The 23,052-nt window shown below is 72.1% G+C and carries 21 protein-coding genes; 14 read left to right on the top strand and 7 right to left on the bottom strand.

Going from position 1 to position 23,052, the window contains the following annotated elements:
- Positions 1-94: 94 nt before the first annotated feature.
- The 4 genes from ACESMR_RS07295 to ACESMR_RS07310 form a co-directional block, all read right to left on the bottom strand.
- The gene (locus ACESMR_RS07295) at positions 95-1,378 is read right to left on the bottom strand and encodes a bifunctional folylpolyglutamate synthase/dihydrofolate synthase (protein WP_373046363.1); all 1,284 of its coding nucleotides are present in this window, start codon (positions 1,376-1,378) and stop codon (positions 95-97) included.
- Positions 1,375-1,674 carry a YkgJ family cysteine cluster protein gene (locus tag ACESMR_RS07300; protein WP_373046364.1) on the bottom strand — a complete coding sequence of 100 codons (300 nt, stop codon included), beginning with the start codon at positions 1,672-1,674 and terminating at the stop codon, positions 1,375-1,377. Before ACESMR_RS07300 ends, ACESMR_RS07295 begins: the two co-directional genes overlap by 4 nt.
- 20 nt (positions 1,675-1,694) lie before the next feature.
- Positions 1,695-2,546, bottom strand: coding sequence for an acetyl-CoA carboxylase, carboxyltransferase subunit beta (gene accD / locus ACESMR_RS07305; RefSeq protein WP_373046366.1), 852 nt, complete (start codon positions 2,544-2,546; stop codon positions 1,695-1,697).
- 99 nt (positions 2,547-2,645) lie between these two features.
- Positions 2,646-3,299 carry a Crp/Fnr family transcriptional regulator gene (locus tag ACESMR_RS07310; protein ID WP_373046367.1) on the bottom strand — a complete coding sequence of 218 codons (654 nt, stop codon included), beginning with the start codon at positions 3,297-3,299 and terminating at the stop codon, positions 2,646-2,648.
- Positions 3,300-3,416: 117 nt separating this feature from the next.
- Between ACESMR_RS07310 and ACESMR_RS07315 the strand changes: the two genes are divergently transcribed.
- From ACESMR_RS07315 to ACESMR_RS07325, 3 genes are all read left to right on the top strand, one after another.
- Positions 3,417-4,817 (top strand): DHA2 family efflux MFS transporter permease subunit, encoded by a 1,401-nt coding sequence (locus tag ACESMR_RS07315; RefSeq protein ID WP_373046368.1) that lies wholly within the window; start codon positions 3,417-3,419, stop codon positions 4,815-4,817.
- Between the two features lie 59 nt (positions 4,818-4,876).
- Entirely contained in the window at positions 4,877-5,485 is a 609-nt protein-coding gene (locus ACESMR_RS07320; RefSeq protein WP_373046369.1) for a hypothetical protein, read from the top strand.
- A 66-nt stretch (positions 5,486-5,551) separates the two neighbouring features.
- Entirely contained in the window at positions 5,552-5,956 is a 405-nt protein-coding gene (locus ACESMR_RS07325) for a hypothetical protein (protein ID WP_373046370.1), read from the top strand.
- A gap of 15 nt (positions 5,957-5,971) precedes the next feature.
- On the opposite strand, the gene ACESMR_RS07330 is transcribed toward ACESMR_RS07325, so the two are convergent.
- On the bottom strand, positions 5,972-6,256 hold the full coding sequence (locus tag ACESMR_RS07330; protein WP_373046371.1) for a hypothetical protein: 285 nt from the start codon (positions 6,254-6,256) through the stop codon (positions 5,972-5,974).
- Positions 6,257-6,458: 202 nt separating this feature from the next.
- Here ACESMR_RS07330 and ACESMR_RS07335 point away from each other — a divergent pair, with 202 nt between their 5' ends.
- From ACESMR_RS07335 to ACESMR_RS07370, 8 genes are all read left to right on the top strand, one after another.
- Complete coding sequence (locus tag ACESMR_RS07335; protein ID WP_373046421.1) at positions 6,459-7,358, top strand: zinc metalloprotease HtpX; 900 nt, start codon at positions 6,459-6,461, stop codon at positions 7,356-7,358.
- Positions 7,359-7,422: 64 nt separating this feature from the next.
- On the top strand, positions 7,423-8,469 hold the full coding sequence (gene purM / locus ACESMR_RS07340; protein WP_373046372.1) for a phosphoribosylformylglycinamidine cyclo-ligase: 1,047 nt from the start codon (positions 7,423-7,425) through the stop codon (positions 8,467-8,469).
- Between the two features lie 33 nt (positions 8,470-8,502).
- On the top strand, positions 8,503-9,153 hold the full coding sequence (gene purN / locus ACESMR_RS07345; protein ID WP_373046373.1) for a phosphoribosylglycinamide formyltransferase: 651 nt from the start codon (positions 8,503-8,505) through the stop codon (positions 9,151-9,153).
- Positions 9,150-10,487: a hypothetical protein gene (locus ACESMR_RS07350; RefSeq protein WP_373046374.1), complete on the top strand. Its 1,338-nt coding sequence runs from the start codon at positions 9,150-9,152 to the stop codon at positions 10,485-10,487. The genes purN and ACESMR_RS07350 overlap by 4 nt, the downstream gene beginning before the upstream one ends.
- A 179-nt stretch (positions 10,488-10,666) precedes the next feature.
- A complete protein-coding gene (rpmB, locus tag ACESMR_RS07355) occupies positions 10,667-10,858 on the top strand; it encodes a 50S ribosomal protein L28 (protein WP_373046375.1) in 192 nt (63 codons plus the stop codon).
- Between the two features lie 217 nt (positions 10,859-11,075).
- Complete coding sequence (locus ACESMR_RS07360; RefSeq protein ID WP_373046376.1) at positions 11,076-11,498, top strand: hypothetical protein; 423 nt, start codon at positions 11,076-11,078, stop codon at positions 11,496-11,498.
- A 3-nt stretch (positions 11,499-11,501) separates the two neighbouring features.
- The gene (locus ACESMR_RS07365) at positions 11,502-13,181 is read left to right on the top strand and encodes a DUF6178 family protein (protein ID WP_373046377.1); all 1,680 of its coding nucleotides are present in this window, start codon (positions 11,502-11,504) and stop codon (positions 13,179-13,181) included.
- Between the two features lie 234 nt (positions 13,182-13,415).
- Positions 13,416-14,141, top strand: a complete 726-nt coding sequence (locus tag ACESMR_RS07370) for a transposase (RefSeq protein ID WP_373046378.1) — start codon at positions 13,416-13,418, stop codon at positions 14,139-14,141.
- 28 nt (positions 14,142-14,169) lie between these two features.
- Here the strand turns inward: ACESMR_RS07370 and ACESMR_RS07375 are convergent, their stop codons facing one another.
- Positions 14,170-16,473, bottom strand: a complete 2,304-nt coding sequence (locus tag ACESMR_RS07375) for a protein kinase domain-containing protein (protein WP_373046380.1) — start codon at positions 16,471-16,473, stop codon at positions 14,170-14,172.
- Positions 16,474-16,565: 92 nt separating this feature from the next.
- Here ACESMR_RS07375 and ACESMR_RS07380 point away from each other — a divergent pair, with 92 nt between their 5' ends.
- From ACESMR_RS07380 to ACESMR_RS07390, 3 genes are all read left to right on the top strand, one after another.
- Positions 16,566-17,213 (top strand): hypothetical protein, encoded by a 648-nt coding sequence (locus ACESMR_RS07380; RefSeq protein ID WP_373046382.1) that lies wholly within the window; start codon positions 16,566-16,568, stop codon positions 17,211-17,213.
- 398 nt (positions 17,214-17,611) lie between these two features.
- Positions 17,612-19,375 carry a DUF4215 domain-containing protein gene (locus tag ACESMR_RS07385; protein ID WP_373046384.1) on the top strand — a complete coding sequence of 588 codons (1,764 nt, stop codon included), beginning with the start codon at positions 17,612-17,614 and terminating at the stop codon, positions 19,373-19,375.
- 255 nt (positions 19,376-19,630) lie between these two features.
- Positions 19,631-22,177, top strand: coding sequence for a DUF4215 domain-containing protein (locus ACESMR_RS07390; protein ID WP_373046386.1), 2,547 nt, complete (start codon positions 19,631-19,633; stop codon positions 22,175-22,177).
- Positions 22,178-22,261: 84 nt separating this feature from the next.
- Here ACESMR_RS07390 and ACESMR_RS07395 read toward each other — a convergent pair whose 3' ends face one another.
- Positions 22,262-23,050, bottom strand: a complete 789-nt coding sequence (locus ACESMR_RS07395) for an MqnA/MqnD/SBP family protein (protein WP_373046387.1) — start codon at positions 23,048-23,050, stop codon at positions 22,262-22,264.
- Between the last annotated feature and the right edge of the window lie 2 nt (positions 23,051-23,052).

The following is a 23,052-nucleotide window of genomic DNA, read 5'->3' on the forward strand; positions in this document are numbered from 1 at the left end:
CGTGCGGACGGAGGAAGACCCCGCCCGGCGTACCCGGGTAGAATGGGGCCGATGCCGCAGTGCGTCGAGGGGCGACCGCCCAACCGGGGGGTGGCTAGCTCGCTGGCTCGTCGCCGCAGAGGAGCCGCCGGACCTCGCCCGCCAGGTAGAGCGAGCCGCAGACCAGGACCACGCCCTTCGGCCCTGCAGCGTGGCGCGCCGCCTCCAACGCCGCTGCCACGGAGCCGTGGGCCTGCACGCTGCGCGCGTGACCGGCAGCCTCGGGGAGGAGCTGCGCCGCGGGCACCGAGCGGCTCGATGCAGGGGTGCAGAGGTGGACCGCCTCTGCCAGCGGCAGCAGCGGCTCCATCATCGCCGCCCGCTCCTTGTCGGCGAGCACGCCGAAGACGAGCTGCGGACGGATGCCGGGCCAGAGATGGACGAAGCCGTCCGCCAGCGCCGCCGCCGCGTCGGGGTTGTGGGCGCCGTCGATCACCACCACGGGCGCCTGCGCCACCACCTCGATCCGGCCCGGCCAGCGTGCCTCGCGCAGGCCCGTCCGCGCCGCGTCCGCGTCGACGGGGAGCCCGCAGGCCTCCAACGTGGCCAGCGCCACCGCGGCATTCTCCGCCTGGTGCCCGCCGCGCAGGCCCAGGGAGATTCCCTCGATCCGCCAGCTTCGCCCCTCGTATTCGAGACCATCCGCACCGGGCACGAGGGTGACGTCGCTGCCGACCGCGACCAGCGGCGCGCCCCGCTCCCCCGCCTCGCGGCGCAGCACCGCCGCCGCGGCGGGCGCCTGCGGCGCGCTGATCAAGGGCACGTCGGGCCGGGCGATCCCCGCCTTCTCCGCGGCGATCGCCTCGAGGGTGGGGCCGAGCCACTCGACGTGGTCGAGGCCGAGCCTGGTCACCACCGTCGCCCGCAGATCGGTGCCGGGCACGTTGGTGGCGTCGAGCCGCCCGCCCAGGCCCACCTCGAGCACCGCCACGTCGATCCCCGCCCGCGCGAAGTGGTCGAAGGCGAGGACGGTCATCGCCTCGAAGTAGCTGAGCGCATCGGGATGGCCCGCCTCGCGTGCAGGCACATAGGCGGCGCGGAGCCGCTCCACCGCCGCGTCGAGATCGGCCGCGGCGATCGGCGCCCCGTCCACGCGGATCCGCTCCCTGCAGGAGACGAGATGCGGGCTGGTGTAGAGCCCGACGCGAAGGCCCGCAGCCTGGAGCGCCCGCGCGAGAAAGGCGCAGGTCGAACCCTTGCCGTTGGTGCCGGCGACGAGGATCGCGGGGTAGCGGCCCTGCGGCATGCCGAGCGCGGTGCAGGCGGCGGCGACGCGCTCGAGGCCGAGGCGGATCGAGCTCTGCGGCAGCGCCGCGAGAAAGGCCTCCGCCGCGCTCACGCCACCACCTTGAGCCGCGCGCTGCGCATCGAGGTGACGCCGGCGGCGCGGTTGCGCGCTGCCTCCTCCTCGAAGCCGAAGGCCGCCAGGTAGCGGGCGACCCGCTCGTCGAGGGTCGGCGCCGCGATCTCCTCGCAGAGGCGATCGGCGGCGTAGTCCCTGCAGATCTGCGGGCGGTTCTCGTAGATGCCGCAGAGGTTCCCCTCGGTCAGGTGCGGGCAGCGCACGCCGAGGGGCTTGTCGAGAGCGGCGATGTCGGGTGCGACGCAGCAGGCGCCGCAGCAGGTGCACTCCATGCGGAACGCGCGCGCGGGCGTCAGCCGAGGAGGCCGATGATCCGCGAGAGCTGCTCCTTCATCTCGCGCCGGGCGACGATCTTGTCGATCATCCCGTGCTCGAGCAGGAATTCCGAGCGCTGGAAGCCCTCGGGGAGCTTCTGCCGGATGGTCTGCTCGATCACGCGGGGGCCCGCGAAGCCGATCAGCGCCTTGGGCTCGGCGAGGATCACGTCGCCCAGCCAGGAGAACGACGCCGCCACGCCGCCGGTGGTGGGGTGGAGCATCACGCTGACGTAGGGCTTGCCGATCTGGCGGAAGCGCGCGATCGCCGCGGAGGTCTTGCCCATCTGCATGAGGGAGAAGATGCCCTCCTGCATGCGGGCGCCGCCGGAGGCGGAGAAGACGATCGCCGGGCAGTTGCGGTCGATGGCGCGCTCGAAGACGCGGGTGACCTTCTCGCCCACGACCGAGCCCATCGACCCGCCCATGAAGGCGAAGTTGAAGGTGCCCACCGAGACGAGCTGCCCGTCGATGCGGCCGACGCCGGAGATGAACGCGTCCCGCTCGCCGATCGCCTTGAAGGTGGCCTTCGCGCGATCCTTGTACTTCTTCGAATCGCTGAACTGGAGCGGATCCTTCGGCGCGAGGCCGCGATCCATCTCCTCGAACGACCCCTCGTCGAGAACGAGCTCCAGCCGCCGGCGCGCCGGCAGCACCGCGTGATGACCACACACCAGGCAGACGTTGAAGTTCTTCTCGAACTCCTGCCGGTAGAGGATCTCGCCGCACCCCTCGCACTTCGCCCACAGCCCTTCCATCCGGCTGGGGCGGGTGCGCATGTCCACGGCGGGCGCGGCGACCTTGGGCTTCTCCTTGCGGAACCATGCCATAGGCGCGCGTCTCTACACCGTCTGGCGGGCGGGGGCAATCTGCGGCGCGTCAACCTACATGCTTTGCGAAGGGAGGGCGACGCGCCGCGTCAGGCGCCTTCAGGCCAGGCCGGCGTAGCGCTCGCGCTTCTCGAGGAAGTCGAGGAAGTCGTGGAGCTGCTCGGGCTTCGGCACCACGTAGCCCCCATCCGCAGGAAGGCAGATCCGGGCGCGGCCCATCTTGGCGAGGACGTCGTCGACCTGGTCCGGCTCGATCCCGAGGAGCGAGGGAAGCGTGGCCACGTTGACCTGCACGTGGGTCCCGTCGGGGCTCTGGCGTCCCTGGGTCGCGACCAGCCGCGCGAAGTGGTGGACCACCCGGCTCGAAGCGTCGCGGAGGAGGAGGTTCTCGATCTGCGCGTCCGCCTCGGCGAGCCGCTCGGCGAACTTCTTGATCAGCCGCACCGCGATCTCGACGTTGCTGCGGACCATCGCGTCGAAGGTCTTCGCGTCGATGACGAGCATCCGGGCCTCGGTGACCACCTCGGCGGAGGCGGTGCGCGGCCTGCTGGAGATGATCGACATCTCGCCGAAGAACTCGCCCGGCCCCAGGGTGGCCAAAAGCTTCTCCTTGCCCCGGGAGCGGCGGGTGATCCGGACCACGCCGGATTGGATGACGAACATCTCCCCGCCGGGCTCATCCTCGCGGAAGAGCACCGAACCTGCAGGAAAAACGCGGCCGTACCGCTGAAACAGCTGATCCTCGCCCGACATGTGACCCTCGCGTGGCGGCGTTTGCCCGGGGAGATTGCAGACGCTCCCTCCAAAGATCAACGTGGGGTGAATCCGATTGCATCGTTCCCGCGAAAAGGCTCGGCTCCTCGCCATCCAATGGACGACAAAGGCCACCCCCATCGCCACGTCGCCTTCGCCGCCGTGGCGGTGGGCACCTTCATGTCCACGCTGGACGCCAGCGTGGTCAACGTGGCGCTGCCGACCCTCGCCGACGAATTCGCTGCGGGTCTGGGGCTGGTGGAGTGGGTCGTCCTCGCCTACCTCCTCGCACTCGCGGGCCTATTGCTCAATGCCGGTCGGATCTCCGATCTGGTCGGCCGGGGCCGGGTCTACGCGGTGGGGCTGGGGATCTTCGCCCTCGCCAGCGCCGCCTGCGCCGCGGCCACCTCCCTCCCCTTCCTGGTCGGCGCCCGGGTGGTGCAGGGGATCGGCGGCGCGATGATGAACGCCGCCGGGCCGGCGATCCTGATCGAGGTCTTCCCGCTCTCGCAGCGCGGCCGGGTGCTGGGCTGGGTGGGCCTCGCGGTGAGCGCGGGCCTGGCAGCGGGGCCCGCCATCGGCGGCTTCGTCATCGACGCGCTCTCGTGGCGCTGGATCTTCCTGCCCAACGTGCCGCTCGCCGTGCTGGCGGCGGTGGTCGTCCTCCGGGCGGTGCCGGGGCGCGGGAGCAGCGGCACGAAGCGATTCGACGTGGCGGGATCGGTGCTCCTCGCCTTCTGCCTCGGCGCGCTCACCCTCGCCCTCTCCCTCGGCGGCCGGGAAGGCTTCCTCGCCCCTGCGGTCCTCGGGCTGGGCCTCGCCGCGCTCGTGTGCGGCATCGCCTTCGTGCAGGTCGAGCGGCGCCACCCGGCGCCGGTGATCGATCTCTCCCTCTTCCGCAACCGCGTCTTCACCGGCAGCGCCCTCGCCGGCCTGCTCGTCTTCATTACCGTCGGCGCGGTCAACCTGGTGATGCCCTTCTACCTGACCCAGGCGCAGGGGCTGGACACGCGCCAGATGGGCCTCGTGCTCACCGCGCTGCCGGTGACGCTGGCCCTCGTCTCGCCGATCTCCGGGGCGGCGGTGGATCGCAGCGGCTCCACCCGCTGGATCGCCACCACCGGCGCCCTCCTCGCCGCGGGGGCGCTCCTCGTGCTGGGGCTCGTGGCCGAGCGGACGGGGCCGCTGGGGATCGCCGCCTGCCTCGGCGGCATCGGCCTCGCGGTGGGCACGTTCCAGTCGCCGAACAACACGGCGCTGATGGGCTCGGTGCCCGCGGACCGCCTCGGCACCGCAGGCGGGCTCCTCGCCACCGTGCGCGTCACCGGCATGCTGGTCGGCAACGCCATCGGCGCCGCTGCCTTCGTGGCGGCTGGGGCCGAGCCGGCGAACGGCGCCGGCGCTGCGCACGGCATGCAGATCGCCGCGCTGCTCGGCGCCGGGGCGGGGCTGCTCGCTGCTGCCGCCTCGCTGGCACGTGGGCCGGCGGGTGTTCCGCGTTCATCGCCGCAGCGGTAGGCCGCCGTCCTCTCCCGCAGGGAAAATCGTGTACGATTCGAGTACACAGGGAGAAGACGATGCACTCGAGGTTCGTTGGCGCGGTGATTCTCGCGACCCTGGTCGCAGCCTGCGGAGGCGGCGACGACGAGGGCGCCGAGCACGCGTCCGGTGGTGCAGGCGGCGGAGGGAGTGGCGGCGGTGGCGAAGCTGCGACGCTCGATTGCGCCTGGCTTGCTGGCGACAACTGCTGGAAGGACACGGCGATGACGACCAGCGCCTGCGGGCCGAGCCACGGGGAGGTCGGCATCTTCGATGCGGAGCGCACCAGCTGCTCCTTCGCCGCAGGCACGAAGGTCGAGTTCGATGCGACGGTGCCCGGCAACGCTGTCGAGGTGGAAAGCTGGGCCTTCCGCGTACTCCATCCGAGCGACGCGCTCTGCGCGGACGTCGGGGCCAGCGCGACGGAGCTCGTCATCGAGACCGATCGCGGCACCTTCAGCTCGGCGCGGACCGGCGAGGCGCTCACCATCACCTGTCCCGACGGCACGCAGTTCCGAGCACCGGACTGGCGTGACTTGCAGCGCTGCGGAGGAGCAGCGGCGCTGCCCGGTTTCGTCGCCGGAGAGGCGAACGGGATCTCCTTCACCTGGAACGGTTCGACGGTCCCGCTGTGGATCTGCGAGTAGCGGTCGTCGAGAAGTTCGACCTTGCGCCCTCATCGAACGAAGGAGACACGTATGCTAGGCAGGCTGTTGCCTCTCATCCTCTTGCTCGTCTACGCGTGCGGCACCACGGCAGCAGAAGGAGAGGCAGAGGCAGAAGCAGAAGCGCGTGACGACTGCTTCCCACTGCCGGCGGAGGTCCCCGGACCATACGGCGCCGAGACCTTCTGTGTCCCGGAGGGCTGGCAGCAGTCGATGGTGTGTTGGAGCGCGCCGTCGCTGCTGGACGAGCTTTGTACCGAGCCCTGGACGACGATCACCGACCGCGAATACGTGCACGTCTGTGTTGCCCTCGCCGAGGGCGGTGAGCCGAAGGGCGAGCCGACGATGGGCTGCGGTATCGCGGACGGCGAATGCTTCCGCGCGCGGATCGACAATCCACCCTGTTGTAGCGGCGTGGCGTACGGCGACTCGCATGTCGCCCGATGTCCGTAGGCGCGAGGCCGCAGCTCAGCGCGGGAGCTGCTGCCGGGCGCGCTCGATCGTCTCGCGGCAGCTCGCGTCGCACTCCGGAAACGCCCCGAGGAGCCGGGCTGCCTCCTGGCAATTGCTCGGCGATTCCACCGGCGGCTCCGAGGCGCAGAGCTCCCGGAACCTGCCGAGCTCCTTTGCATAGAGCTGCGCCCGCCGCTCCGGATCCATCTGCAGCAGCGCCTGCTCGTCGCGGGTGTTGCGGAAGAAGACCAGGACGGCCACCGCCACGACGACCACCAGGGCGATCGACCCGACGATCACCTTCCCGCTCGTGCCACGCTCGCTTGCTCTCTCGTTCATTGGGTCGCGGGGCAAGGCGACGCGCCCCGCCCTTCTCCTTTCGCCGCTCTGTTCGCACCTGCAGCGCCTGCAGGCAACAGGCGCGAAGCCGAATCCGCACCGCGCCGGTCGCCGTGCGATCGGCGCGCCCCGTCCCCATCGATAGGGGATGGCGACGCGAACGATGGAATGGAGCGGTGCGCGCCGCGGTGGCAGGGGGCCGAGCCGCGGCCTGGCCAATTGGCTGAAGACCGGCGTGCTCCTCGCCGGGATGACGGCCCTGGTGCTGGTGATCGGGCAGCTCCTCGGCGGCTCGCAGGGCCTGCTCCTCGCCGCGATCTTCGCCCTGGTGATGAACGGCGTCTCCTATTGGTTCAGCGACAAGATCGCGCTCAAGGCCTACCGGGCGCAGCCGCTGCCCCGGGAGCAGGCCCCCGAGATCCACGAGATGGTCGAGCGCCTCGCCCGCAAGGCGGAGATCCCGGCGCCGCCGATCTACCTGGTGGAGAGCCCGGCGCCGAACGCCTTCGCCACCGGCCGCAACCCCGAGCACGCGGCGGTGGCGGTGACCACGGGGATCCTGCGCCTCCTCGATCGCCGGGAGCTCGAGGGGGTGCTGGCCCACGAGCTCTCCCACGTGAAGAACCGTGACACCCTCGTCTCCACCGTGGCGGCGACGCTCGCCGGCATGATCGTCTCGCTGGCGGCGATCGTGCGCTGGGGCGCGATCCTCGGCGCCGGCAGGGACGAGCGGCAGGGCGGCGGCCTCTACCTGCTGGCGATGGCGATCGTGGCCCCCTTCGCCGCGATGCTGCTCCAGTTCGCGGTCTCGCGCTCGCGCGAATACGGCGCCGACGGCTCCGGCGGCGCCCTCACCGGCGACCCCGACGCGCTGGCCGACGCGCTCCAGAAGCTGGAGAACGGCGCCCGCCGCTTCCCCGACGATCGCCACCCGGCCACCGCCTCGCTCTGGATGGTCAACCCGCTCTCGCGCCGGGGCCTCAACGCCCTCTTCTCCACCCACCCGCCCACCGAGGAGCGGGTGGCGCGGCTGCGGACGACAGGCCGGGGCGCCTGGCGGTGACGGCGTCCCTTGAATCCCCCTCGCCCCTCTGCTAACAGCCGCCGCCTTCCCGCCTGGAGGGCACATGGCCATCACCTACAAGGACAGCGGCGTCGACATCGAAGAGGGCGATCGCCTGGTCGAGCGGATCAAGCCCGCCGCGAAGCGCACCATGCGCCCCGAGGTGATGGCGGGGATCGGCGGCTTCGCCAGCCTCGTCGCCCTCCCCACCGGCTACCGCGAGCCCATCCTCGTCTCGGGCACCGACGGCGTGGGCACCAAGCTCAAAGTCGCCTTCCTCGCCAACCGCCACGACACCATCGGCCAGGATCTGGTGGCCATGTGCGTCAACGACGTGGCCTGCACCGGCGCCGAGGCGCTCTTCTTCCTCGACTACTTCGGCACCGGCAAGCTCTCCTCCGACCAGGCTGCCGACGTGGTCACCGGCATCGCCATGGGCTGCGAGCTCGCCGGCGCTGCGTTGGTGGGCGGCGAGACCGCGGAGCTCCCGGGCTTCTACGCACCGGGCGAGTACGACCTCGCCGGCTTCTGCGTCGGCATCGTGGAGAAGAGCGAGCTGGTCGACGGCAAGCGCGTCACGCCTGGCGACGTGGTCATCGGCCTGCCCTCCTCCGGCCTCCACTCCAACGGCTACTCGCTCGCCCGCAAGGTGCTGCTCGAGCACGAGGGCCGCTCGCTGGACGAGCAGCCGGCGGAGCTCGGCGGCAGGACGCTGGGCGAGGTGCTCCTCGCCCCCACGAAGATCTACGTGAAGGACGCCCTCGCCCTGCGCAAGGCCGGCGTCGACGTGCGCGCGATGAGCCACATCACCGGCGGCGGCCTCCCGGGCAACCTGCCCCGCACCCTCCCCGACGGCACGAAGGCGACGCTGGACGCCCGCACCTGGGAGATCCCGGCGATCTTCGGCCTCATCCGCCAGGGCGGCGACGTGCCCTGGGACGACATGCTCCAGACCTTCAACCTCGGCATCGGCTTCACCGTGGTGGTGCCCGCAGGCGACGAGGCCAAGGCGCTCGAGCTCCTGCAGGACCGCGGCATCGACGCCCGCCGGATCGGCGTGATCGAGCAGGGCGAAGGCGAGGCCACCTGCGACGTCCTGCACATCGCGTGAGCAAGCGCCCCGAGCAGTGGTAGGGTGCGCCCCATGTTGCGCGTCGGCGTCCTCGCCTCCGGAAGCGGAACCAACCTCGCCGCGCTGATCGACTCGATCGGCGCCGGCGCGGTCCGCGCCGAAATCGCCGTGGTGATCTGCAACGTGCCCGGCGCCCTCGCCCTGCAGCGCGCGGAGGCGGCAGGCATCCCCACCGTCTGCATCCCGCACCGGACCCACGCCTCGCGCGAGGCCTTCGACGCCGAGGTGTCGGCGGCGCTGGAGAAGCACGGGGTGGAGCTGGTGGTCCTCGCCGGCTTCATGCGGATCCTGAGCGCCGCCTTCGTGCGCAGCTGGCACGGGCGCCTGCTCAACGTCCATCCCTCGCTGCTCCCCGCCTTCCCCGGCGTCGCCTCGCACAAGCAGGCGCTCGATGCCGGCGCACGGATCACCGGCTGCACCGTCCACCTCGTCGACGAGGGGACGGACACCGGCCCGATCGTCGCCCAGGTCGCGGTGCCGATCCTCGCAACCGACGACGAAACGAGCCTCCACGCGCGGATCCAGCGGCAGGAGCACCGGCTCCTCCCCTGGGTGGTCGGCCTCTTCGCCGAAGGGCGCGTCCGCCTCGAGGGGCGGCGCGTCCACCTCGAGCTGCCGCCCGGGGATCCCGACGCCTTCCTCCAGGTACCGGCGCGCGCATGAGTGCCAGGCCCACCCAGCTCTACGACGTGGCGGTCCTCGGCGGCGCGCTCCCCGGCGTGGTGGCGGCGGCGCTCCTCGCGCAGCGGGGGCTGCGCGTGCTCCACGTGGCGCCCACCGCTCCCGGCAGCTACGAGTCGGGCGGCTTCCGCCTGCCCCTCGCGCCGGAGCTCCTCCCGGCGACGAAGATCCTGCCGGCGCTCCGCGAGAGCCTCGACGAGCTCAGCCTCGCCGCGGTGGTGAACCGCTCGCTCCAGCCCATCTCCGCCCAGGTCGTGCTGCCCAGGGCCCGCCTCGAGCTCCGCGAGGAGCGCGAGCTGCAGCGGGCCTTCGGCGGCGAGGCCGCCGGTGTGGCCGGCGCCCTCGCCCGCCTCGCCGCCTCGGTGGAGGAGTTCGCCCCGGCGGTGGGCGGCCCGCTCCTCCCCCAGGGCCTCGGGGAGCGCTTCGCCTCCTGGCGCCACCGCCGCTCCAATCGCACGCTCCTCGAGGCGCCCCTCGTCCTCGACGGCGCCGGGCCGATGGAGGCGGCGCTCCTCGCCCTCCACCACTTCACCGCAGCGGACGCCTCGCCGCCCAACGCGGTGGCCTTCGCCCGCGCCACCGCGCCGCTGCTCCACGGTTTCCACCGGCTCCCCGAGGGCGGCCTCGCCGCGCATCTGGTGGGCCATGTCCGCGCCCGCCGCGGCGACGCCCTGGTGGCGAAGGTCGACGAGATCGCCCTGGAAGGCAGCCGCTTCGCCGGCCTGCAGATCAAGGGCGAGCTCTGGCGCGCCCGCACCCTTATCGCGGCGCTACCTGCGAGCGAGCTCGTCGCGCTGCTCCCGGAGAGCCGCAGGCGCGACAAGCTCGCGGCCCAGGCGGAAGCTGCGACCGCGACGCCCCTCCACCTCCGCTCGATCGTGCTCGCGGCGCAAGGTCTGCCGCCGGGCCTCGGCCCCCTCGCCGTGGTCGCTGGATTCGGCGGCGGCGAGGTGCTCCTCGAGCAGCGCCCCGCCCTGCGGAGCGACGGCAAGGAGGATCCCTCGCTGCAGATCCTCACCGCCCTCTCCACCGCTGGGGGCGACGCCCTCGAGGCGATCCTCGAGGAGGTCCTCCCCTTCCACCGGCGCCACGTCCGCCACGAGGCGACGCCGCCCAGCCACCCCGCCCGCTACGAGCTGGCGGGCGAGCGCCCCTTCGGCTTCGAGGGCGTCTCGCCCCGCACGGCGCTTCCCGGGGTGCTCCTCGGCGGGCCGGAGCTGCTGCCGGGCCTCGGCCTCGAAGGGGCATTTCTCGCGGGCAGGCGCCTCGCGCAGGCGATCCAGGCGATCACGGGCCGCGAGAAAAAGAGCGTTTGATCCATGTTTCGCCGGGGTTTCCGAGGGAATCCCCCGAAATTCGGCAGCGTTTCTTCACAGCGCTTGATCGATACGATTTTTCTGTTACCTTCCGCGCCTTCCTGAAGCCCCCCGGGTGACTGGGTGGGCGTGATGATTTCCGGGCCGCCGGGATGGCGTCCCGATGTATGGAGTCTGAGATGGCGCGCCGTTGTGAGATCTGCGACAAGGGTCCGCTCGTAGGAAACAACGTTTCCCACGCGAACAACAAGAGCAAGCGCCGGTCGCTGCCGAACCTCCAGCGGGTGAAGGCGAACGTCGGCGGCCGCCCGATGCGTGTGCGTATCTGCACCCGCTGCCTGAAGGCGAACAAGATCGAGAAGGCCGGCTGAGCCGGTTCACGGTTTTTGGCGCCACCTTTCGTGGGCGGCGCGAGACCGTTGGGCGGGCCGGGAGGCCATTCGGGGCCAGAGACCGCGGGGTGACGTCGGGTCGCCTCGTCCCCGTACCTCCCGCCCGTCCTTTTTCTTCGCGAGCAATCGCCAACCTTCGGCCGGTCGTGGTCGGGCAAGCGCCCGCCGCCTCCGGCCGCTGGTCGTTGGTGCGTCGATGATCCCGATCCGCTCGTCCCTCGTTCTCCTCCTGCTCGCCGCCGGCTGCGGCGTGAGCGAGGACGACGAAGGTTCCCTCGGCCCGGAACCGAACGGGCCGCCGGTCTGCGATCTCGCAGCCACCGCCCGCACCCTGGTGAGCGAGGCGGCGCCCTGCCCGCCCGAACGCTGCGTGATCGATTCGGAAGCGGGCACCACCACCTGCCAGGGCCTGGCGGTGGAACAGGGCGGCCAGGCCTGTACCAGCTTCGTCGTCGCCGGCGACGCCTGCGGCGAGGTCTGCGCGCCGCCGACGTGCAGCCTCCGTGCGGACGGTCTCGTCGCCTGCGCGCCGGGCTGCAGCGCCGACCGCACCACCTGCTTCGCCGTTGCCGAAGGGGCCTGCCCGGCCCCGACCCTACGGCGAAATTCCGAGAGGTAGACCGTGGCCGAAAACACCTCGCTGCTCTCCCGCCAGTGGATGCGGGCGGAGCGGGCCGCCCTCGCCCGGGCCCGCGGCAAGAAGAAGCTCGACGTCGTCTACGACGCGGCCGATCCGCAGGGTCTGGTGCGCTCCCTTCCCGCCGAGGACCTGTACTTCGCGGTGCAGGAGATCGGGAAGAGCGACGCGGGCCCGCTGGTGCAGCTCGCCTCCCCCGAGCAGTTCCGCGCCTTCGTCGATCTCGACGCCTGGAAGGGTGACACCCTCGACACCAGCGAGCTGCTCCTCTGGGTGCGCCTCGCCCGCGGCGAGGACGACGACGCCTACCGCGAGAAGCTCGCCGTGCTCGACATCGAGGTGCTCGAGCTGCTCTTGCGCGGCATCGTCCAGATCTTCGATCTCGAGGAGGAGGGGGAGCCCGGCGACGACGTCGACGGCACCATCGAGCGCACGGTCGAGGGCCGCTTCATGCTCGTCTACAACGAGGAGGGCGTGGAGTACGCCGCCGCCCGCCGCGTGATCCAGGAGCTCTACGCCGACGATCCCTTCAAGGCGGCGCGGATGCTCTACGCCGTGCGCTGGGAGCTGGAGAGCGAGCTCTCCGAGACCGCCTACCGCTGGCGCAACGCCCGCATGGCGGACCTCGGCTTCCCCTCGCCCGAGGAGGCGGTGTCGCTCTACGCGCGGCTCGATCGCAAGCAGGCGCTGCCGCCGCCGGGCGGCGCGCCGGCGAGTGCCCCGGGCTTCTTCCTCGCCGAGTTCGAGCGCGGATCCCTCCTCGACCGCGCGATGGGCCTCGTCCCCGACGACGCGCGCGACGCCCTGCAGCTGCAGATCCTCGCGGTGCTCAATGCCGCCATCGTCGCCGACCGGATCGACGTGAGCGATCTCGACGCGGTCCACGAGCAGGTCCGCGCGGTGCGCGAGACGCTGGCGCTCGGCCTCGCCGATCTCGCCGGCGGCGAGGATCCGGTGCAGGCCTCCGCCCTGCTCGCCACCGTGGCGCCGAAGAAGATCTTCCAGGCAGGCTTCACCCGCACGCTGGAGCTGAAGTGGCGGGCGGAGAAGATGGTGAAGGCCCTGCCGATCCGGCTGCCCGGTGCGGTGCTGCCGCTGCCCGAGATGCCGGATGCGGAGGCCCTCGCCGCGCTGCTGCGGCGGCGGCCCCGCTACCATGGCGGCCTCGACGGGCCTGCGGCGCCGCAGCGGGAGCGTCCCTTCGCGACCCTCGCCGATCTCCAGCGCGGATGCGCCGCCCTCGAGCGGATCGAGGCGGTGGCACAGGGCTTCGCGCAGGCGGGGCTGCAGACCGACGCCGCCGCCCCCCACGTCGTCGCCGCCTGGGGCGAGGCGGGCCTGGCCCGGGTGCGATGGGGCGAGCTCTTCGCTACCGCCGCGGCGCGGGAGGCGATCGGCCTGCCCTGGGCCTTCGAGCCGCTCCCGGCGGCCCGCCTCGGCGACGCGCTGCGCGCGATCTTCGACGAGGACGGGAGGCTCCTGCCTGCGTTCCGCAGCACGGCGCTCGAGCGCTGGCAGGAGCGCACCGGCGGCGGCGACGCCCCGCGCTTCTTCGCCGACGCGGCGCTGGCGCGCCTCGAAGGCGAGCTGGGCCCGCAGGTGAATGCGGAGGGCTTCGACGCGGTGGAGGCGCGGTTCGCTGCGCCGCTGATCGTGCCGGGCTGAGCGGGGCGCGGGGGCGAAACGAGCGCCGCCGGCCGGTGTGCCGGCGGCGGAGCCGCCGAAAGCTGCCGACCGGCACCCGGCAGGGCGGAGTCGTCTCATGCCGCTGGGCCGCGTGTCGATGGGCCGATTCGTCCTCCATCTTGCCGGTTCGCCCCCCGATTGCTGACCCAGCCGGGGTCTATTCGTAGATCGAGCGGTATGGGATTCTATGCCTATTCAACCGTGGGGGCGGTGATGGCACGGATGCTCGGAGCGAAGCGGCGGCGGAGCCGGAAGAAGGGCCAGCAGGACCTTCCGCTGAAGAAACGCTTCACGCATGGCGGGGAGCGGGAGGGCGCGGGGCGCAAGCGCGTCGCACCGCGGCCGCAGGTGAAGCACCGCCGCCGTCCCGTGCTCGGCGAGGACCACCCCGTGCTCGTCACCTGGCGGGTGCTCGACCACGTCTGGAGCATGCAGTCGAAGCGGAGCTTCCGCGTGCTCCTCCGCGCCTTCCGTCCTGCGGTCGCGCGCTTCGGCGCGCGGATCACGCACTTCTCGGTGCAGGGCAACCACCTCCATCTCATCGTCGAGGCGAACGGGACGCAGGCGCTCTCGAGCGCGATGCAGGGCCTCGGCGTGCGGATCGCGCGCGGGCTCAACCGGCTGATGGGCCGCGCCGGCAAGGTCTTCGCCGATCGCTTCCACGCACACGCACTTGGCTCGCCGACTGAGGCCCGCAACGCGATCGACTACGTCCTCGGCAACACGCGCATCCACGCCGAGCGGCAGGGGCGCACAGTCGCGCGCTACGTGGATCGCTTCGCCGTCTCGCACGAGCAGCTCGGCGACGAGACGGCGTGGTGGCGGACCTTCGACGACGGCAGTCCACCGGTGACCGCGCCGGCCAGCTGGCTCCTCGAGAAGGGTTGGCGGCGGGCACGCCCGAAGAAGACGGCGCCAGCGTTCGCCTTTCCGGCGTGACGGGAGGACACCGCCGCATCGCGCGACCTCAATCGCCCCGGAGCTGCGCCACGGCCTGGTCGATCACCTGATCGAGGTTGCAGGCCCACTCGGGATGTTTCGTCCCGCGCACCTGCAGCAGCGGCTCAACCGCCCGCGGGTCGCCGAGCTTCGCCAGCTCCCGCGCCGCGCGCATGCGCGTGCCGCAGGAGCCTGCGTGCTGGGCGTCGAGGAGGTAGACCTCGACCCAGTCGATCCGGCTGCCGTGGCCGAGCTTCTCCAGCGTCCGCGCCGCGTGCCAGCGCTCCCAGTAGCGGATCGAGCGCGTCGCCTCGAGGAGCGCCCGCTCCATCGCCGCGGTGCGGTGCTCGATCACCAGCGAGCGGTCCGCCTCCCTGCGATCGAGGGTGCGCACCGCGGCCCTGGCGACGCCCTCGACCCTGGCGAGATCCGGCTCGCGCTCCAGCGCCTTGCCCAGCGCCGCGTAGGCCTCGTCCAGCTGCCCGGCGAAGGCGAGGGCCCTGCCCCGGTAGGCCAATGCCTGGGGATCGGTGGGCTCCTTCGCGAGCCACGCCTCGGCGATGGTCTTCGCCTCGTCGACGCGGCCAGCGGCGAGAGCCTCCTCGAGCGTGTCGGCATGCCCGCGGGGAACGAGGGCCCAGGCTGCCGCGCCGCCGCCGGCGACGAGGGCCAGCACGACCAGCACGAGCGCGGGGATCCTGCGGGCGCCAGCCAGGGCGCGAGCGCCGGCGCTCAGGCCCGGCTGCGCCACCTTGAGCATCATCGGCGGCAGGGCGAGGCCCGCGCGCAGCCCCGCCTCCGCGAAACGGCCCACGTCGACCGCCACCCGCCGCGCGGTGAACGACTGCGCCCGCTGCAGCGTGCTGCCGCCGTAGGGCAGCTCGGGGCGCGGGGCGCCGTCGGGCTCACAGAGCCGGTAGAGCTTCTGCCCCACCCCGGGATCACGTCCCGGCCACGGCTCGCACGCCACCTCGCTGCGGGTCATCGCCAGGTAGACGCCGTGGGTGAAGACGATCTCGCCGGCTGCCGCTGCCCGCGCGAGCAGCTCCCCGTGCACCACCGCCTCGCCGTGGAGGGCCCTGCCGGTCCGAACCACCTCGCCTGCGGTTACCGCGGTGTGGACGTCCACGGCGAAGCCGTGCTGCGGCGCCAGCTCCGCCATCCGATCGTGGAGCGCCGCTGCGCACTGGAGCGTGTCGGTCGGCGAGCTGAAATCCGCCAGCAGCCCCTCGTTCGAAATCCAGGCGATGCGGCCGCCGAAGGCCTCCGCGACGTCGCGGGCGATGAGCGGCGGCGTGAGCCGCAGCGTCCGGGACTCCGGCGCGGGAAAGCGCTCGGTGGGCCTGTCGGCGAAATCCTCGGGCTGCGCCAGCCGCACCGCGAGCAGCGTGCGGGAGACGCCACCGGCGAGGCGCGGCACGCTGCCCGGCACCGGGGTCCTGCTGGCTGCGGGCGTGGGCTCGGGCAGGGTGAGCGGTTCGCTCTCCGGCCAGGCGGCGACGAGCGCCGCGCGCATCTCTGCCGCCGTCACGAAGCGGGCGTCCGGCTCCTTCTCCAGCGCGTGCTCCACCACCACGCGGAGCACGCCGGGGACCGAGGCGGGAAGCGGCGGCAGCGGCTCGGTGGCGTGGCGCAGGGCGAGCGCCGTCGGCGTCGCCGCGTCGAAGGGCAGGACGCCGCAGAGGGCGCGGTAGAGCATCACGCCGCAGGCGTAGAGATCGGTTCTGCCGTCGACCGACTTGCCGAGGGCCTGCTCGGGCGAGAGGTAGGCGGGCGTGCCGAAGATCTGGCCGGCGATGGTGAGGTCGACCCGGCGGCCCGGCTCCAGCAGCTTGGCGATGCCGAAGTCGAGCAGGCGCACCGAGACGGTCCCGGCCTCCCCCGGCACGAGCATCACGTTCTCGGGCTTGAGGTCGCGGTGGACGATCCCCGCCTCGTGCACCGCGTGGAGCCCCGCGAGGATCTCGGCCCCGAGCCGGACCACCTGCGCCGGCGGCAGGCTCCCTTCGCGGGCGAGGCGCTGGGCCAGGGTCTCGCCCTCGAGGATCTCTGTGGCGAGGAACCAGCCCCGGTCCGGATCCCTGCCGAAGTCGATCACCTTGACCACGTTCTCGTGCTGCACCCTGCAGAGGGTCCGGGCCTCGAGCTCGAAGCGCGACGTGGCCTCGCGATCGCTGGCGAGCTCCCGGGGCAGGAGCTTCACCGCCACCTCGGCCCCGGTGGCGAGCTGCTCCGCCGCCCACACCTCTCCCATGCCGCCGGCGCCAAGGCGCCGGAGCAGGCGGAATCGGCCCGCGAGAACCGGGGCGTCGAAGGAGAGGGTGCGATTCACTCAGCGAATGGTTTCGCATTCCCGGGCACCATTCATCAAGGGGCAGGCAACCTCCGCTTGCCCGATCGGCCGGTGAGCGGTAGCGAGGGCCCGTGGAGAACCTCCTGATCTGTGCCGCCGTCGAATTCGAGCTCGCCCGCCTCCTGCCTGCGTTGCGCCGGGAGGAAGGCGCCTGGCGCGGCCTCCTGGGGCGCCTGCAGGTGGAGGCGCTGCCGATCGGGATCGGGCCGGTGGACGCCGCCCTTGGCGCAGCTTCGGCCCTGGCGCGGCGCCCGGACACCGCGATCTTCGTCGGCAGCTGCGGGGCCTTCCCCGGCAGCGCGCTTCCGATCGGCTCCGCGGTCGTGGTGGAGCGGTCGGTGCTCACCGCCTCCGACGCTGCGGCTGGCCTCTCCTACGTGCCCGGGCCGGCGCAGGTGGAGGCCCGGGGCGACGCGGCGCTCTGCGCGGCGCTGGCCGCAGGCGGCGCGCCGCTGGTCGGCGCTGCCACCGTGGTGGCGATCACCCGCGACGCCGGGCGTGCGGCGCAGCTGCAGCGTTTCACCGGATGTGAGACGGAGCATCTCGAGGCCTTCTCGTTCCTGCGGGCTGCAGCAGCTGCCGGCGTGCCGGCTGCGTGTGTGCTCGGCGTCTCGAACGAGGTCGGGCCCCTCGCCCACGAGCAGTGGAAGGCCCACGGCGACGAGGCGGCTGCAGCGGCGATCGCGGTGCTCCAGCGGTGGGCCGGCGCCGAGCGGTAGCGCTTCCGGGACCTCGGGCGCAGCTCTGGCCGGCGAGGTCCGCGCCGGCGCACGCCTCCGCGATCTCGCACACGCCGTCGCCGCACCCGCCTTCACCTCCCCGCGGAGCGCACCCTCTTGGCTCGACGCGGGCGACACGATGTACGTGGTCATCGACGGCTGCGCCGCGGCGGTCGGCGTCGAATCCGGTCACGTCAACCTCGCGATTCGTGGTGTGTGACAGCGGCCTCGGCTGGTGCTCCCACGAGGAGTAGACGGCGGCGTTCGTCTTTTGCATCTCGTCAAGCGTCCGCGGGTCCGGCGCCACAGGAGTTTGTCGAGTTCCAGCCGGTAGGGCTTGCTCCCTTCACTGTCTGTAGAGAATATGCCCGCCGCAAATCTGAACCTGGAAGGTCGCGATGAAGCTGTCTTCGATGTGGGGCGTCGGGCTCGTGTGCATGCTGCTCGCGAGTGCTTGTGGTGGGGAAGGCGGGAAGCAGGAGTCGACGGGCGGGACCGGTGGTACCGGCGCCGCCGGCGGCATGGGCGGCGCCGGCGGTGAAGGCGGCATGGGCGGCGCCGGCGGTGAAGGCGGCATGGGCGGCGCCGGTGGTGAAGGCGGTATGGGCGGCGCCGGTGGTGAAGGCGGTATGGGCGGCGCCGGCGGCGAAGGCGGCATGGGCGGCGCCGGCGGCGAAGGCGGCATGGGCGGCGCCGGCGGCGAAGGCGGCATGGGCGGCGCCGGCGGCGAAGGTGGCATGGGCGGCGCCGGCGGCATGGCAGGCCCCACCTGCGGCGACGACCTTCGCGAGGCCGACGAGGATTGCGACGGCGAAGACTTCGGCGGCATGGACTGCACCGACTACGGCTTCGACACCGGCACCCTCGCCTGCGGCGAAGGCTGCGCCATCGACACGAGCGGCTGCAGCAGCTACCGCTGCGGCAACGGCATCCTGGAGCCCGGTGAGTCCTGCGACGACGGCAACGAGGTGCTCGGCGACGGGTGCACCGACCAGTGCGTGATCGAAGGCGACAGCTGCGACGCGCCCGTCGACATCGGCAACAGATTCGACGCTGCCGCCGGCCAGTGGAGCTGGACCTTCAGCACCGACGGCCTGGGCAACGACTTCGAGAACAGCTGCACCGGCACCCTCGCCCAGCAGGGCGACGCGGTGGCGCAGTTCACCGCACCCGCTGCCGGCCGCTACTTCGTCGACGTGGTCCACCTCCAGGCCCCGAGCTTCGACGCGATCCTCGACATCACCGACGGCGCCTGCGGCAGCGCTGCCCCGAACCTCGTCTGCAGCGATGATCCCGACCACGCCTACGTACACCTCGCTGCCAACCAGACGATCTTCATGGTCGTCGACGGCTGGGGCACCGGCGTCGGCTACAACGAGGGCGACTTCGAACTCACCGTCGCCGAGGTACGCTGCGGCGACGGTCGGCTGAAGGGCGACGAGGCCTGCGACGACGGCGACCTCGACGACGGCGACGGTTGCTCGTCGGTCTGCACCATCGAGAGCGGCTTCGTCTGCCCCACCGCAGGCGCCGCCTGCCGCCCGATCCAGTGCGGCGACGGCTTCGTCGACGGCGACGAAGCCTGCGACGACTCGAACACCACCGCGGGAGACGGCTGCTCGTCCACCTGCGCCGTGGAGACCGGCCACGCCTGCCCGCCCACCGGCGGCGCCTGCCACCCGATCGTCTGCGGCGACAACATCGTCGACGCCGGCGAGGGCTGCGACGACGGCAACCGGGTGAGCGGCGACGGCTGCAGCGCCGACTGTGCCTCCGAGACCGTGATCGTCGAGGTGGAGCCCAACGACCTCACCACCAACGCCACGCCGATCGCCATCGGCGGCGTGGGCACCGGCTCCTTCAACGGCGTCAACGATTGGTTCGACTACTGGGAGGTCAACCTCACCGCCGGCACCACCTACGTCTTCCGCACCGCCACCGATGCGAACGGCGCTTGCGGCACGGCAGGGAGCGAGAACAGCTACATCACGCTCGTCAACCCGAGCGGAACCCCGGTGGCGATGAACTTCGACATCTCGCCGACCAACGTCTGCGCCGAGGTCGTCTGGACGGCGGCCGTCACCGGCCCGCACTACGTCGAGGTGGGCCCGGAGTGGTTCGACGCCATCCCGGTCTACTACCTCTTCGTCGGCGTGCAGTAGCCCGCCTGCAGCGCGGACCCCCCGAAGCCGTCCTGCACCGTCCGCGTGCAGGGCGGCTTTGCTTTTTCGAGGTGCGACATCGCCAGCTCTCTTGCCTGGCTCGATGGCCCCGGGCGACACTTGCTCATTCCAGCATTACCAGGAGGGGCAGTGGCTTTTCGCGCAAAGTTGTTTGCAGCGGTCGCACTGGCGGTATTTGCGGCTGGCTGTGGGGGTTCCGAGCCGTCCGACTCCAGCGCCGGTGGCGCTGGCGGTGTGGGCGGCACGGGTGGAGTCGGTGGCACGGGCGGAACGGGTGGCACCGGTGGTGACGGTGGCGCCGGCGGTTCCGGGGGAACGGGTGGCACCGGCGGCGTCGGCGGTACCGGCGGCACCGGTGGCACGGGCGGCGTTGGCGGTACCGGTGGCACGGGTGGTAGCGGCGGCGCTGGTGGATCCGGCGGCGCCGGCGGCAGCGGCGGGAGCGCTGCGGTCTGCGGCGACGGGGTGATCGAAGGCACCGAGGAATGCGACGGCGCCGCGATCGACACCACCTGCACCGACCTGGGCTTCTCCGGCGGCACCACGAGCTGCACCGAGACCTGCACGATCGACAGCAGCGCCTGCCTCCCGGCGGAAGACTGCGCCACCGCAGGCGACGAGGACGGCGACGGCGACGCTGACTGTGCCGACAGCGACTGCATCGGCGACTTCCACTGTCCGGACTGCGGCGACGGGATCCTCCAGCGGGGTGAGGCCTGCGACGGCAGCATCCCGGTGGGCTCCAGCTGCGGCGACCACGGCTTCAACAGCGGCGAGCTCGGCTGCGCCGCCGACTGCTCCCTCGACACCAGCGCCTGCTACAACGTCGAGCTCTGCGACGTCGCCGGCGACGAGGACGGCGACGGCTCCTTCGACTGCGACGACAGCGACTGCTTCCAGCAGCCGCCCTGCCCCGTCTGCGGCAACGGCACCATCGAAGCCGGCGAGACCTGCGACGACGGCAACACCACCGCAGGCGACGGCTGCGACGCTGTCTGCGCCATCGAGTTCACCGCGCTGCCCACGGTCGGCTCGCCGCTGGCGCTCACCGGCAGCGTCACCACCACCGACCCGCTCCACTCGCGCACGACCAGCAGCTGCGCCGTTCGCGTGGGACAGCAGCACTTCGACATCTTCCACCTCGTCAACAACGGCACCGCGCCTGTCGAGATCGACGTCTACGCGTCGTGGGGCCTGGACGACGGCTTCCTCCTCGCCAGCAGCGTCCCCTACGATCCGGCCAACGCCCCCGCGAGCTGCCTCGACGCCAACGACGACTGGAACGGCATCGAGGACAGCCAGATCGAAGGCCTGGTCGTTCCCGCCGGCGGCACCCTCGCGCTCGTGGCCACCACCTACGACGACGCCCCAGCGGGCGTCGGCTCGTACACGCTCACCGTCACCGCCGTCTCCACCTGCGGCGATGCGATCGTGGGTGGCAGCGAAGCCTGCGACGACGGCAACGCCGCCGCCGGCGACGGCTGCCTCGCCGACTGCACCGTGGAGCCGGGCTGGGCCTGCGACGCGACGGGCTGCCGCCAAATCACCTGCGGCGACGGCAACCGCGAGGGGACCGAGCAGTGCGACGACGGCAACACGGTGGACGGCGACGGCTGCAGCAGCACCTGCACCGTCGAGGGCGACACCTGCGCCAACGCGGTCAACCTGAACAACCTCTACGTCGCCGCCGACGACGCGTGGGTCTGGACCTCCACCACCGCGGGCCTCGCCAACGACTACGACTCGGTCTGCACCGCCGGCTACACCAACGAGCCCGACGGCGTCGCCTCGTTCACCGCCCCCACCGCCGGCCGCTACTTCGTGAACTACGTCACCAACTTCGACGCGGTCCTCTACATCTGGGACAGCGCCTGCGGCCAGGGATCGACCGAACTCCTCTGCGAGGACGACCCGGAGTACGGCTTCGTCAACCTCACCGCCAACCAGACCATCTACCTGGTGGCCGACGGCTACGGCAGCAGCGTCGGCTCCGACAGCGGCGACTTCACCCTCCTCGCGGTGGCGGTCGTCTGCGGCGACGGCAGGGTCACCGGCGACGAGTACTGCGACGACGGGAACACCACCTCCGGCGACGGCTGCGACGCAGCCTGCGCCGTGGTCGAGACCGGCTACGTCTGCCCGGAGCTCGGCGGCGCCTGCCGCGCAATCACCTGCGGCGACGGCCTCGTCGACGCACCCGAGACCTGCGACGACTCGAACAGCACCGCAGGCGACGGCTGCTCGTCCACCTGCGCCACCGAGACCGGCTACGCCTGCCCGTCCACCGGCGGCGCCTGCCACGCGATCGTCTGCGGCGACGGCATCCTCGACGCCGGCGAGGGCTGCGACGACGGCAACACCACCTCGGGCGACGGCTGCAGCTCCACCTGCGTGCCTGAAGGCGCGACGGCGGAGTCCGAGCCCAACGACACGCTCACCACCGCCAACACCTTCACCTTCGGCTCGGTGGGCACCGGCGCCGTCGATCCCTGGGACGAGTACGACTACTGGTCCTTCCAGGCGACCGGCGGGACGACCTACACCTTCTACACGACCACCGATCTGACCGGCGGCTGCGGCACCACCGCGGCCGACGACACCTACCTGGCGATCTACGATTCGTCGGGCAACTACCTCGTCGACGCGGACGATGGCTACGGGACGAGCTACTGCTCGGAGATCACCTGGACCGCGCCGTCGACCGGCACCTACTACATCGAGGTGACGACCTCGTGGGTCTTCTTCGCGCCGGTGCCGACCTACTACCTCTGGGTGCAGTGATCGGCTGCTGGGCCTGAAGCGCCAAACGTAAGAAGCCGCCCTGCAGCACGCGGGGCGGCTTCTTCGTTTCGCGGGGCGCAGTGATCAGTGGATCCGGGCGAGCAGCTCCCGGATCGCGTGCTGGCAGGTCTCGTCGTAGCCCACCGTGTCGTCGTTCGCGTAGAGGTCGAGGTAGTGGGCGAGCCCCTTGCGATCGAGGCCGCGCTCCTGCCCATGCGGCGCGAGCTCGTCGAGGACCAGCTCCCGGTTCTCCACCGCCCACTGGATCGAGCGGCCGATCGCCTCGGTGAGCTGCGCGACGAGCTCGGGGCCGAGGTCGCGCTTGATCACGTTGGCGCCCAGCGGCAGCGGCAGCCCCGTCTCCTTCTCCCAGAAGACGCCGAGATCCAGCAGCAGGTGCAGGCCGGCCTGCTGGTAGACGAGGCGGCCCTCGTGCACCAGCACCGCGGCGTCGATTGCGCCCTGCGCGAAAGCGCCCAGGGTGTCGGCGAGCGAGGCGCCGATCATCGGCACCAGCTCCGCCTCCGGCGCTGCAAGCCGGAGCACCGCAGCGGCGGTGGTGGAGAGGCCGGGGACGCCCACGCGGCGCAGCGGCGCGTCGGGGCTGGGCGCCACCACCACCGGCCCGTAGCCGCGGCCCACGCTGCCGCCGTGGGGCAGCAGGTCGTAGCGATCGGCGACGCGGGGCACGTGGGCCACGCTCACCGCGCAGACGTCCGCCCCGCCCTTCTCCGCCAGGGCGTTGAGCGTGGCGATGTCCGAGCGCACGTGCTCGAAGCGGATCCCCGGCAGCGTGATCTCCCCGCGCTGCATGGCGAGGAACATCGCCGCGTCGTCGGCGTCGTCGGAATAGGCGAGGGTGAGCGTGCGCATGG

The sequence above is a fragment of the Vulgatibacter sp. genome (assembly GCF_041687135.1).
In the GTDB taxonomy this organism is placed as follows: Bacteria; Myxococcota; Myxococcia; order Myxococcales; family Vulgatibacteraceae; genus JAWLCN01.